The organism is Edaphobacter acidisoli, assembly GCF_014642855.1.
GTDB lineage: Bacteria > Acidobacteriota > Terriglobia > Terriglobales > Acidobacteriaceae > Edaphobacter > Edaphobacter acidisoli.
Window position 1 is genome coordinate 2,856,672 of the sequence record NZ_BMJB01000001.1, and the last position, 12,857, is coordinate 2,869,528.

General features: G+C 60.3%; 12 protein-coding genes. 5 read left to right on the top strand and 7 right to left on the bottom strand.

The features are described from left to right. Window positions 1-127: 127 nt before the first annotated feature. Complete coding sequence (locus IEX36_RS11590) at window positions 128-871, top strand: hypothetical protein (RefSeq protein ID WP_188759444.1); 744 nt, start codon at window positions 128-130, stop codon at window positions 869-871. A gap of 82 nt (window positions 872-953) precedes the next feature. Next, the gene (locus IEX36_RS11595; protein ID WP_188759445.1) at window positions 954-1,964 is read left to right on the top strand and encodes a nucleoside hydrolase; all 1,011 of its coding nucleotides are present in this window, start codon (window positions 954-956) and stop codon (window positions 1,962-1,964) included. Between the two features lie 3 nt (window positions 1,965-1,967). On the opposite strand, the gene IEX36_RS11600 is transcribed toward IEX36_RS11595, so the two are convergent. The 4 genes from IEX36_RS11600 to IEX36_RS11615 all read right to left on the bottom strand — a co-directional run bounded on the left by IEX36_RS11600 (window position 1,968) and on the right by IEX36_RS11615 (window position 5,193). After that, window positions 1,968-2,852 (bottom strand): 2-dehydropantoate 2-reductase, encoded by an 885-nt coding sequence (locus IEX36_RS11600; protein ID WP_188759446.1) that lies wholly within the window; start codon window positions 2,850-2,852, stop codon window positions 1,968-1,970. Between the two features lie 2 nt (window positions 2,853-2,854). Next, the gene (gene hemB / locus IEX36_RS11605) at window positions 2,855-3,844 is read right to left on the bottom strand and encodes a porphobilinogen synthase (protein ID WP_188759447.1); all 990 of its coding nucleotides are present in this window, start codon (window positions 3,842-3,844) and stop codon (window positions 2,855-2,857) included. 29 nt (window positions 3,845-3,873) lie between these two features. Beyond that, window positions 3,874-4,500 (bottom strand): hypothetical protein, encoded by a 627-nt coding sequence (locus IEX36_RS11610; protein WP_188759448.1) that lies wholly within the window; start codon window positions 4,498-4,500, stop codon window positions 3,874-3,876. Between the two features lie 156 nt (window positions 4,501-4,656). Beyond that, window positions 4,657-5,193 carry a zinc ribbon domain-containing protein gene (locus IEX36_RS11615; protein ID WP_188759449.1) on the bottom strand — a complete coding sequence of 179 codons (537 nt, stop codon included), beginning with the start codon at window positions 5,191-5,193 and terminating at the stop codon, window positions 4,657-4,659. Window positions 5,194-5,336: 143 nt separating this feature from the next. Between IEX36_RS11615 and IEX36_RS11620 the strand changes: the two genes are divergently transcribed. Then, the gene (locus tag IEX36_RS11620; protein ID WP_188759450.1) at window positions 5,337-7,994 is read left to right on the top strand and encodes an endonuclease MutS2; all 2,658 of its coding nucleotides are present in this window, start codon (window positions 5,337-5,339) and stop codon (window positions 7,992-7,994) included. A 25-nt stretch (window positions 7,995-8,019) separates the two neighbouring features. Here the strand turns inward: IEX36_RS11620 and IEX36_RS11625 are convergent, their stop codons facing one another. Beyond that, complete coding sequence (locus tag IEX36_RS11625) at window positions 8,020-8,631, bottom strand: hypothetical protein (protein WP_188759451.1); 612 nt, start codon at window positions 8,629-8,631, stop codon at window positions 8,020-8,022. Window positions 8,632-8,963: 332 nt separating this feature from the next. After that, entirely contained in the window at window positions 8,964-9,545 is a 582-nt protein-coding gene (locus IEX36_RS11630) for a hypothetical protein (protein ID WP_188759452.1), read from the bottom strand. Between the two features lie 310 nt (window positions 9,546-9,855). Between IEX36_RS11630 and IEX36_RS11635 the strand changes: the two genes are divergently transcribed. Together IEX36_RS11635 and IEX36_RS11640 are read left to right on the top strand one after the other, a co-directional pair. Beyond that, window positions 9,856-10,392, top strand: a complete 537-nt coding sequence (locus IEX36_RS11635; protein WP_229668909.1) for an SRPBCC family protein — start codon at window positions 9,856-9,858, stop codon at window positions 10,390-10,392. Between the two features lie 170 nt (window positions 10,393-10,562). Next, window positions 10,563-11,105: an SRPBCC family protein gene (locus tag IEX36_RS11640; protein WP_188759453.1), complete on the top strand. Its 543-nt coding sequence runs from the start codon at window positions 10,563-10,565 to the stop codon at window positions 11,103-11,105. A gap of 31 nt (window positions 11,106-11,136) precedes the next feature. Here IEX36_RS11640 and IEX36_RS11645 read toward each other — a convergent pair whose 3' ends face one another. After that, entirely contained in the window at window positions 11,137-12,675 is a 1,539-nt protein-coding gene (locus IEX36_RS11645; RefSeq protein WP_188759454.1) for a tannase/feruloyl esterase family alpha/beta hydrolase, read from the bottom strand. Window positions 12,676-12,857 lie beyond the last annotated feature (182 nt).

The following is a 12,857-nucleotide window of genomic DNA, read 5'->3' on the forward strand; positions in this document are numbered from 1 at the left end:
TCGGCGCTACTCCCCGCAAGTCTCCTCAGCACTCGCTCCACGGGCCATTTGCGCCACACCGCTTCACCGGGCCATTCGGACACGCCTACTCCCCGAGGCGCACAACATACATCCAAGGAGATTCACCATGTGTAAGTTCATGCTGTGTGCTCTGCTTCTTGTTCCCGCCTCCATCCTGGCGCAATCGTCGCCCGATATGGTCACAGTCGTTAACGTCACAACCGCCAAGCCGGGCATGAGCCAGCAATGGGAAGCCGGCCGGAAAGAACACTCGACCTTCCACGCCTCGCAAAAGGACGCCTGGCCTGTCTACGTCTACCAGATTCTGACCGGGGACCTCACCGGCTCCTATGCCTCGGTAGAGCCGGAACATCACTGGAGCGACTTCGACGCTCACGAATCATTCGACAAACTCGACGAGCCCGAGATCGCGAAGAGCATCCTCCCTTACTCAGCCGGAAACACAAGGGCACTCTACATCTTTCGCGACGATCTCAGTCTCGACAAGCCGTCTTCAACTCCTACCAAGATGATCTCCGTCCACATCTACAACGTCCTGCCCGGACACGGGAAAGACTTCGCCGACGCCGTCAAGAAGATCAACGCGGCCATCCAGAAAACCAAATATCCAGCCAGACCCTCCCGCGTTTATGAGCTCGCCAATGGTGGCGAGGCACCCGCGTATGTGCACGTCATCGACGACGCATCCTGGGCCGCTATGCAGGCGCCCGATAAACCGCTGAGAGACGCACTCAAAGAAGCCTATGGCGACTCCGGCCCGCAAGTGCTCGATCAGCTCTACCATAGCTGCTCCAAAATCACCACCGAACTGTGGGTCTACCGCCCAGACCTGAGCTACGTTCCGCAGTAGAAGCAGATTCTCTCCCCGCGCTGGCAAACATCGATCTGCATCGGGGCATCGGTGCAGATCGGTGTTAAGCTTTTGCCTGTCTATGAAACTCACGTTCGGCACCGCCGCGCTGATTGCAACCCTGCTGCTCACGCTCTCCTCACGAACCAGCCCTGCACAACCCGCGCCGTCCAGGCCAGCCGCCGAAAAGATCATCATCGACACCGACATCGGCGACGACATCGACGACGCCTTCGCCGTCGCGCTCGCGCTCTCCAGCCCCGAGGTTAAGATCGTCGGCATCACCTCAGCCTGGGGTGACACCGACCTACGCAGCCGCCTACTCGACCGCATCCTCTGCGAGACCGGCCGCGCCGATATCCCCGTCTACACCGGCGTCCCGACCAAAACCATGACGAAGTTCACGCAGAAGCCGTGGGCCGAAGCAGGCCGCGAACACCCGCACACCGACGCCGTCACCTTCCTGCTCGACGAAATCCGCCACAACCCTGGCGAGATCACCCTCGTCGCCATTGCGCCGCTCACCAACATCGGCGCGGCCATCGACCGCGACCCAGCGACCTTCCGCAAGCTCAAGCGCGTCGTCATGATGGGCGGCTCCATCCATCGCGGCTACGATGACTTCGGCTACACCACAATCCACAATCCCGAACCCGAGTACAACATCTACTCCGACGTTCCCGCCGCGAAAAAACTCTTTAGCTCCGGCGTACCGATCTACATGATGCCGCTCGACTCCACGCAGCAGAAGTTCGACGAAGTGAAGCGCTCGCTGCTCGCCTCCATCAGCACACCGCTGACCGACTCGCTCCAGCTCCTCACCGCCGAGTGGCAACGCAGCACCGGCCAGACCACACCCACGCTCTACGACCCGGTCGCCATGGCCTACGCCATCGATCCCGCAACATGCCCCACCACACCGCTGCACATCGAAGTCGACGACAAGGGTTTCACGCGCGTCACACCCGGCGCGGCCAACGCAAACGCCTGCCTCAAACCCCACACCGACGCCTTCTTCAACCTGCTCATGCCGCGGCTGCTGAATCAAAAATTATCCGGTACACAAACCTGCACCGCGTCCGAAGCAAAGTAGTTTTTATTCCGGCGCACCCTGAGCCATCACCTGCAGCAGCGCCACCGCCATACTGTTCGCAGGCGTTGCAATCCCGTGTTTCTTCCCCATCCGCACAATCACTCCATTGCGCGCGTCAATCTCCAGTGGCCTGCCCGCGCTCCGGTCCGCAAGCAGCGAGTTGACTCCATCCGGAGCCGACCGCCGATACGCCGCCTGCACATCCTCAGGAACCGAATCGCCAAGCACAGCACCCTCTGCCCTGCCCACAGCCACGCACTCGCGCACCATCTCCAGCGCAACCTCGCCAATCGCCTCATCCCGCATCACGCCATTCGGCAGCAGCGTCAGCGCCGAGATTGCCCCAGCAGCGTTATGACACAGCTTGCGCCACGCCACCGTCGTCCACTCCGGCACAGTCATCGCATCCGCAGCAGTACCCGCAAACAGCGAAACAAACTCCGCGCCCAGCGCATCCTCCGGCACCTTCAGACTCATCGGCCCACGCTGCACAATGCGCTCCGGCGACACCCGCTCCGCCGGACAATCCACAACAACAGGCACAATCTTCTCCGCAGGAACAAACGGCGCAAACCGCTCACGATGCTCGACCCCATTCTGCAACACCGCAACCGGCGCGCCCTTTGCGCACAGCCGCTCCAGCCACTTCGCCGCACCGGCAACGTCATACGCCTTGGTCGCCACCATCACCCAATCGACAGGCCGCGCATCTTCCGGTCGAGTCAGCACTGTAGCATCGACCTTCACCGCGCCATCCGGCGTCTCAACCACAAGCTCCGCCAACGGACGCCGCACACACAACACCAGCTCATGCCGCCCCGCCAACTGCAACAGCGAAGCCACCACCCCACCAATCGCGCCCACACCGACAATCGCAATCTTTGCCATCGCTACGCCAGCACCTTCGCCGCATCCTTGGCAAAGTACGTCACGATAAAGTCCGCGCCCGCACGCCGAATCGAGATCAGCGACTCCATCATCGCGCGCTCCGGCTCCAACCATCCGCGCTGAAACGCCGCGTGCAGCATGGAGAACTCGCCCGACACCTGGTACGCGCCCATCGGCACATCGAACCGCTCCCGCGCCGCGCGAATCACATCCAGATAAGGCATCGCCGGCTTCATCAGTACCATGTCCGCGCCCTCGGCTAGGTCAAGTTCAATCTCGCGCATCGCCTCGCGCAGATTCCCGCCGTCCATCTGATAGCTGCGCCGGTCGCCAAACTGCGGGGCCGAATCCGCCGCCTCGCGGAACGGCCCATAAAACGCTGACGCGAACTTCGACGCGTAGCTCAACACAGGCACCTGCTCATGCCCGCCCGCATCGAGAGCCGCGCGAATCGACGCCACGCGGCCATCCATCATGTCGCTCGGGGCAATCACGTCCGCGCCCGCCGCAGCCAGCGACGCAGCCGTCTTCGCCAGCAGCGCCACACTCGCGTCGTTCGCAACCTCATAGTGATTGCCATCGCGCACCACCACGCCGCAGTGCCCATGCGACGTGTACTCGCACAGACACACATCGGCCATCATCACCAGCGAGTCCAGTTTGCGATTCTTCTTAAGCTCGCGCAGCGCCGATTGCACAATCCCGTCGTCAGCCCAAGCGCCCGTACCCTGCTCGTCCTTCTCTGCCGGAAGCCCAAACAGCAGCAGCCCGCCCAGCCCCAGCGCAGCGCACTGCTCTGCCTCTTTCACAGCCTCGTCAATCGACAAGTTGAAGCATCCCGGCATCGAGCTGATCTCTTTGCGCACACTCTCACCCGGGCAGATAAACAGCGGATAGATCATCGCCCCAGGGCGCAGATGCGTCTCGCGCACCAGCGCCCGCATCGCCTCCGTGCGGCGTAGCCGGCGCATTCGCGTAACAGGAAAGCTCATGCACCCAGTCTACATTTGTGTCGCGAATGTCAGACGATTTCTCTCTGCTTCACTCTCCATATGGCCAGGCCAGCAAGGCACGCAAGCCCGGTCCCGAGCAGCCACACGCTCGCAGCTTCCGGTACGGCAGAGGGCGCGCGCGTAACGGTAAACCTGCTCACTGAAAATGGATTCGCGACGCCAAAAGGAGTCGAGGCCCCCGGCTCATTCGGATCCACCACATCTACCTCATACCCGCCTGGGTTCTGGCTCGTCACGCCCGTGTAGTACACGTGCGCCAGGCTCGTTCCCAGCGGGCTGCCAAGATCAATCAGAAAGCCGGTCGAATCGGCATGAGCAGCGCCGCTGGCAGGGTACAGCACATTGTCGAACGTAAAGCCGAACGCATTGCCCTGCGTTTGCGTGTTCGTCGTGCCGGGGTCAACCACGCTCTGAAAGTTGTACCCGCTGGCGCTGCCCGTGATTGCAGTCACGTCAACGGCAGCGCTGTTGTATGGATCGGTTGTGCCAGTCATCGTGCCGCTGGCGCTGAACATCATGTTCGGATCGCCATTCGCAGCGGCAGCACTAATGGTGTAGTCGTAGGAATCTGCGCGCAGCGCCAGAGGCGCAACGGCGAGAGCTGCAAGAAGTAAAAACAACGATGTCTTCCGCATGGGGAGGGCCCTCCTGACCTGTTGGTCACACTTCGTGGGATGCTCCCGGACCGAAGGAAGGATATCTAACATGCGGTACTGATGCATTTAGCCAGGCCACATCCGCCTAACTCAGGCCACATCTTCGATTCTCAATCGAAGGCTTCGCGCGCTGCTTCAGCTCTGGTCGGCAATTGCTTCGTACTCCATGCCTGAAGCGCTCGACGCCAGCACCCACAATGTATAAATCCCCATTGCCGTGCCGAACGGAATTGCAATCAACGACAGCACACCCACCACAATGGCCAACACACGGCCCCATATTCTACGCGTGAGTAAAGCGTAGCCCGTCAGCAGCAGCAGCGCGGTCCACACCATAGTCGTTGTCGCAATCACCGGCACCAACGCATGCATCCACGGCGCTGGCGACGGCCCATGATAATACGACCAGTACGGCCACTCTCCCGTGAAGCCGCGCACAGTAAACGCGCTTAAAAACGTCAGAGCAAGCAGCCCCTTTACCAGGTGATAAATGCCATACACACACCAGAGAATGCCCAGTGTTCGCAGATGCCGCGAAACGCGCGACATATACATCGCCGGAGGAAACGGCGGATACCCAGGCTGCGCTTGCGGCGACACAGGTATCTGCGCTCCACACTTCGAGCAGAACGCATCCGCATTCACTTCCGTTCCACATGACTGACAAACCATCGCGCACCTCCATCGCCGCCCGAACCTGGCATCTCCGCTCAGGCAGCTCGTCTGAATCCGACATCTGCTACGCACCCACGCCCGTCAAGGTTCCCCATAACCCCCCATAACCATAGACGATTACGATAGAGCAAGCGAACTCCATGAACTCCGAAGCTCTATTGCCGCATATCCCTTCGCCGCTCACTGAATCCAGCGCACAGGCGCTTGAGTGGCCGCGTCTGCGCGAACACATCGCCGGACGCACCTCGTCGTCACTGGGCCGCACCTGGGTGCTCGCGCTCGAACCCTCCACCAATTTCAATTGGATCGAGCGCCAGCAACAGCGCACCGCCGAAGTTCGAGCCTTTCTCACCAGCGGCGGCAGCTTCGACTTCCACGGCCTCTTCGATCCCACCACTCCACTCGAAGAGGCCCGCATCGAAGGCTCTGCACTCGATGCCCTCCAGATTCTCAGCCTGCTCAACCTCATCGAGCGCATCGCGCAGTGGCGCAACCTCGTCTTCCCAAATGCAGGCGCGGGCGCCCGATTTACCCCGCTCTCATCGCAATCGGCAGAGGACGTAGGCATCGTCGCACTCTCCGCTCCGCTACGCGATCACGACTTCTCCCCGCTGCTGCGTCTCTTGCGCGGCAAAATCGAACCCGACGGCTCGCTCAACGACGACGCCTCGCCCGAACTCCGCCGCATCCGCCGCACCATGGAGCGGCAGCACCGCGCCATCGAAGAGAGCCTTCGCCGCGCCGCCCGCCGCCTCCGCGAAGAAGGCAGCACCCAGTCCAGTACAGAAGATCTCATCACCGTTCGCGGCGAACGCTTCGTCATCCCCGTCAAAGCCGAGTTCAAACGCAAGGTCCCCGGCGTCATTCACGGCTCATCCTCCTCCGGCGCCACCGTCTTCGTCGAGCCGCTCGAAACCATCGAGCAAAACAACGAACTCGTCCGCCTGCTCGACGAAGAGCAAGCCGAAATCCACCGCATCCTCGTCGCCATGACGCACGCGCTCGGCGAAGACGCCGCAGCGATTCACGCCGGCGCATGCATCCTCGCCGAAGTCGAATCCCACTTCGCCCGCGCCCGCTTCGCCAACGACCTCAACTGCACCCGCCCTCAGTTCCTCCCGGTTGGCACCAAAGCTGTCATTCTGAGCGCAGCGAAGAACCCCCGCATTTCGCCGGAAGCAGCACCGATCCTGCAGGTGCCCCATCCTTCGCAGTCTCACCGCGAAGGATGGGAAGCGACAGATCTAACCCAACCACAGCTCACCCTCATCAACGCACGCCATCCGCTGCTCGAACTCCGCATGAAAGCCGAAGCGCGAGCCGCAGGCAGAAACGAAGCATCCACACCCGTCCCGCTCACCATCACGCTCCCATCCGGCACGCGTCAGCTCATCATCAGCGGCCCCAACACCGGCGGCAAGACCGTCTCACTCAAAACCCTCGGCCTGCTCGCTCTCATGGCGCAGGCAGGCATCCCCGTCCCCGCCGACGAAGCCGCGCTGCCGCTCTTCACCAGCATCTACGCCGACATCGGCGACGCCCAATCGATCGAACGCAATCTCTCCAGCTTCTCCGCGCATGTCGTCAACCTCGACCGCATCTCGCGCGAAGCCACGCCATCCTCGCTCGTCCTGCTCGACGAACTCGGCTCCGCCACCGACCCCGAAGAAGGCGCAGCCCTCGCCGTCGCCGTCGCCGAACACTTCCTCACGCGCAACATCTGGTGCGCCATCACCACGCACCTCACCTCGCTCAAGGTCTACGCAGCGAACCACGCCGGTGTGCTCAACGCCGCCGTCGGCTTCGACCAGCAGACACTCACGCCGACCTATCAACTCCGCCTCGGCGTACCCGGAGCCTCCGCCGGCCTCAACATCGCGCAGCGTCTCGGCCTCGAACCCGCAATCATCGCCGCCGCACGCGCGCAGATGACCACGCAAACGGCCGACATCGGCGCCTTCCTCGACCATCTCCACGAGCAGCTCGTCGCAGCCACAGCGGAGCGCGAATCCCTCCAGCAGCGCGAGCGCGAAGTCTCCCGCGAGAAGATGCGCCTCGACCTCGAAGGTCGCGCCGAACAAAAAGCCCGCATCAAAGAACTCGAAGCCAGGCTCAACAAGCTCCTCGCCGAATTCGAGTCGCAGCTCAAAGAGAGCGTCAAAAGCATCGGCGACAAAGCCATCGCCAAAAAACTCACGCGCGACTCCGCATCCGCAGTCGCCCGCGCCCGCCGCGAGTTCTCAGAGCAGTTCAACACGACCGTCCTCGCCCACACCACCGGCGCAGACAAAGCCGCGCCCACAGCCGAGCATCCCATCGAAGCCAGCGAAATCAAGCCCGGCGACAAGGTCAAGCTCAAATCCCTGGGCCGCGAAGCACGCGTCGAAAGAATCATCGACACAAAGACCTTCGAAGTCTCCATCGGCCCCATGAAGATGCGCGCCGCCTTCGACGACATCGCCGCGCTCGAATCATCGAAATCCGAGACCCCGCTCCAGGCCGCCCGCCGCCGAGGCGGAGTCACCATCGCCACCGCCATCGAGCCCGACTATGTGCCCTCCGAGATCAACGTCATCGGCCGCACCGCCGACGAGGCCCACGACGAAGTCGAACGCTTCCTCGACCGCGCCTTCCTCGCCGGCCTGCCCCGCATCCGCATCGTGCACGGCACAGGCATGGGCATCCTGCGCCGCACCCTGCGCGAATACCTCCGCAACCACCCCCACGTCACCTCCGTCACCGAACCCCCACACAACCAGGGCGGCCAGGGCGCAACCGAGGTCGAGCTAAGGCAGTAGCGGGCAACGCAGAATTTTATCGTGGCTAAGGGGATTCCGCAGCAGCCCTGCAGGCAGCGCCAAGGGAATTTTGGCAATACTTGTCGTCGATATACTTGATGGCCTCAGAGATGCGGCTGATTTTGGCGGTATCTTTCAGTTCAGCGCGTTTTACCTTCAGCGTAGTGATGGCATGAACGATGTTGAAAAATTGTGTCTGGTGCATTAAGTGAACGAAGACCGCGTTCTCCCATCCAACTCGATCACCATAGGGGTCGGATGCGATATAGTCGAGAACCGCCGGCTCGGCAACTTCGCCAAGGTTAATGAGCGCCTCCACGGCAGGATAGTAGAGGTCAGGGCCAGGAATCCTCGTAACAAATTCTGGATCTCCGTCGTTGCGCTCTGTGGGTATTCGAGCCGAAAGGAGTTCGAGCAGGATTGGGATCTTTTTCTCCGTAGGCAGAGGCAAAAAGATATTGAAGGCCGCACGGAAACAACTCTCCGATATATGGTTCTCCTTGGCTCTCTGAATGTAAGTGATCGCGGCATCTGGCGCCATCGACTTCACCGCGTCACAAGATGTCTGAGAATGGATAGGGAGACAAAAACTCACCATTACCGCAGCTGCTATGAACGTTTTTGAATAGATGCTCATTGCAGATTCCATGAGATGGCCGACGTGCCCAAGCTCGCTTTATTGTCTCCGCCTACGTCCGTTGTAGGGACTGACTGGTTGTCTGTTGAGTAATAATGGCATGAGGTTCTCGTGTAATACCTGAGAATCGGTGAAATAACCGTTTTGCTATCTGGCTCCACTACCCAAATTTCAAAATCGAATCTTGTTCGAACAATATCCTGTGCTTGGGTGTGGAGTATAGATCCGGGTGCATCCAGATTTAAGACTTCTCCAGAAACAGGAGTTTGAGTTATCAAATTGCCCGTATCATTTATCGTGCCTAAGGGGACTCCGCTCCGGTAGAACTTTGTCTACTTAGCCGCATCCTCGCACGTCTCCCGTGGGAGACACCACTTCAACAGGGCTTGCGCGGCCGCATGAAGCCTCTGGCTCACCGCCGGATCGGTTGTCTTGGTCCACCTGGCCTTCAGGTCTTCTATAGCTGCAGGGGTGTGTCTTAATACATAGAGCAGATATACGCCGCTCTTGAAACCCTGTTCATCTCCGCTGTGATCTTCTCCCAGATAGGTAATGAGCAACGGTTCTACTGCACCTCGATGGAGGCTGCCAATGTTAAAAAGAGCCTGCACTGCGGGGTATAGATTTCCCCGGTCGCTAGTTAAAAAAACTCCTTGCTTTTCAGAATCAGTGAGCGGGCGCTCATAGTCGAGGTACTTAATCAGCAAAGGAGTGGCTTGTTCGGGCGGCAACGATGCTATATCTTGAAACGCCGCGAAGACACAAGACCTAGTACGCGCGTCCCCGTTTACTGTTTGCAGATACTCAATAGCTTCCTTGCCGGAATGCGATGCAAGGGCTGTGCATTCCTCAGCCGAAGCGAGGTGCATCAACCCTCCCAGCAGCACAGCCATCAGAATCAGCGATATCTTCATAGCCTCTCCTAATGCAGATTCCATGAGATCGATGTAGTCCCACTACCCCAGCTATTATCTGTTGTGTTTACAGGAAGTAGCTCTGCAGTTCCGGTAGCATTGTCAACCTGTCAAGTTACGGAAGCAGCATACCGGGTGATAGGAGCCTCACGCGACAAGCGCGGTACCCCAAAAGAGTACTTGGGCATCCCGGAAAATTTATGTACACTTCCTTGATTTCGTTTGTGCGGCCCTCAACCCGCTGAACTCATTCAACGGCGCGGGCCGCGGCAGCACTGTGCAGCGCAGCCTTAGGCGATCGAAGCAGAGAATGCGGGACCGAGGTTATGCCTTGTTCACTGTAAGCGACTCTATCCATGTCAACGCGCCAGCCGACCGGTGTTTTCTACTCTCAACCCACGTTGGCCTGGCAGCCCTCACACTCGAAATGCAACCCGTCAGCGGCAAGGTGCAGGGAACGCTCGGCCCTGGCGATCGCGTCATCTTCGCCGGCTGGCGGTTCGGCCTGCCCCATGTGCACGAGAGCGTCGTGACCCGCTACGAGCGCCCCGGCTTCCTGCAGCACTCCATGCAGCGCAGCCGCTTCAGCCGCTATCACTACGATCACCAGTTCATCGAGATCGACGGCCAGACCCTCATCATCGACAAGCTGCGCTTCTCGCTGCCATTCGGCTGGCTGGGCAAAAAAATTGGCAAGCGGCTCGTGCTGCCCGCCATCGCCGCTCTCGTGCGCAAGCGGCTCGAACTGCTCAAGCAGGTTGCCGAGAACGGCCAGTGGCGCCTCTATCTCGCTGAAGAGAGCCACGAAGAGGCCCATCCAAGCGGAATCATTGCCGAGGCAAGCTGAACAAAGGGCAAAGCTCAAACCCTTTGTCCTCAGAATGTTACTCGCCTCCGGACGACCCACTACAACCACGACGCATCAAACTTCCTACAGCATGTCTACCTGGAGAGGACTACACTCTTCAGCGCTGCTGTTTCTGCGTACGTTGCGTCTATTTTGAATAAGGGCTCCGGATGATGAAGACGATTCGCCTGCAAACACGGATTAATGCACCTGTGCCGCGCTGCTTCAAGTTGTCGTTAAGCGTGGATCTTCATCTGGTCTCTGCCCGCGGAACTCACGAGCGCGTCGCAAGCGGCGTCAAGTCCGGCCTGCTCGGCCTCGGCGATTCCGTCACCTGGACCGGGCGCCACTTCGGCATGCGCTTTCGCCACACCGCGTTGATCGACGCTCTCCGCCCGTGCGCCTACTTCCGCGACGTCATGGTCGACGGCATGTTCCGCTCCTTCGAGCACGACCATCACTTCGCCGTCATGGACGACGGCACCCGCATGAGAGATGAGGTGCGCTTCTCCGCGCCTGGCCCGTTTGCCTGGCTCATCGAACCCCTGCTTCGCCGCTATCTCATCAAGATGCTCAGACGCCGCAACGCCATCATCAAGCAAGTCGCCGAGTCCGCCGCCTGGCGCAACTTCCTCGAAGTCAAACCAGTATCCAAGCCGCCAGCATCCGCCACGAAACACGAATGGCACCAGGGCAGGGCAGTGGCGAGCTAACCCACGCCGACCGCCACTTCATCACGCCCCTTCACCGCAACGCGGATATAGTATCGCGTCCACGCCGAGGAGCAACGCACGCAAAGTTCGCCGCGTCGTTCGTATCTCCCTTGCCCCGATACTCAGCCTCCTTCGGATACGCGCACAGCGGCCGAGTCATCTCCACAGCACCGTCAACAATCTTCGCCGCAAGCATCTGTCCCGGGGCCTCGCCGTTCTCCACCCATCGCTCCAGCGCCGTCACCCCATCGAACGTCGTCGCGCCCGGCCCGCCCGCGCAGTGCTGCATCCCCGGCACCATGAACAGCCGCAAAAAATTCGTAGTCTGCGGGCCCGATATCTTTTCGACCGCATCGTAGTAGTCAATCGTGCTCAGCGGAGAGATATCCGGATCGCTCCATCCGTGATACAGAATCATCTTCCCACCCGCGCGCTCCAGCGGCAGCAGGTTGGGGTCCACAGCATCGAGCGACTTGCCCACCTTCGCCACCGTCCGCGACAGGTCCGTGTCGTAATTGAAGTCCAGCGGCTTGAACTCCGGACTGAACACCATGTACCGAAAGAACCCATCCGCCGCCCTCCAGTGCGTCGACTGGAACGGCGCGTGCCCCGTCACCCAGCTCGCCCAGCCCCCAGGCCCATCTTCGCCGCCGGGCACAAGCCCCGGATAGATCAACCTTCCCTTCGCATCATGCGCCCCACCCCAGATGTCCTTAATCGCCTTCACCTGCTTCGCCGTAAAACACCGCGAAGCATCCTCGCCCGCCCTGCACTCAAGCACCGCAGGATCAAATCTGCACGCCAGCGGATCGCTCACCACGCCATCGCGCACACCATCGGCCGCATCGCAGGCCTTGTTCACCGCATTCGCCAGCAGCGGAACCATGCTCGCCGGAATATAACTCTCGGGGTCCTTCAGCGTAGCAATCGAATACCACAGATGCGCGCCCGCATAGTGCCCCGTCCAGTTGTAAGCAGGATCGCCCACCAGCAGCCCGTCGTAGTCCTTCGGATAGCGTTGCGCCTCCATCAGTCCCTGCCCGCCGCCCTTCGAGCAGCCCACATAATACGAGTGCGCCGCCCTGTGCCCATAGAACGCCGCCACAATCTGCTTCGCATTCACCGTCGTCATATGCAGCGCGAGATAGCCGAAGTCGGCAACCAGATCAGGCCGTCCCTCAGACCACATCGAATCAAACCCATTGCCCAGCGGATGATTCACATGCCCCGTATCCGTACTCGCCGTCGCATACCCACGCCGCAGCGCAAGCCCCATCGCGCGATAGCCAATGAACCCAGCCATGCCGCCATTGCCCACGCCCTCGAACCTGCCATTCCATATCTGCGTCGGCAGCCACACCTCAAACCGTATCGCCGGCTTCGTCACCGCCACCACGCGACAGAACTCGGGCATGTTGAACATCGCCAGCGCCGGTGTAGTTACATGAAACGTCCCCGCCGGAACGATCATCGCCGACTCAATCGTCGTATCGGCCACCACCACCTTCGTCAAACCCACACAAGCCGCCGCGCTCTGCGCCAAAGCAGGAGAAGCAACAGCAAACGCCATCGCCAGAACGAATCCACAAAAACTTTTTCGCAGCACTCCATCCTCCGCAGAAGAAGTGTACCCGCTGGAAGGAAGTTGTCAGTGCAAATTAGCTTCGGTGCAAGGAGACTCAACTCTCCGCTTTTGCATTCCGCAACGTAGCAAAGGAATCTGCTTTTGCAGTTTGCTACTGCTGCAACTGT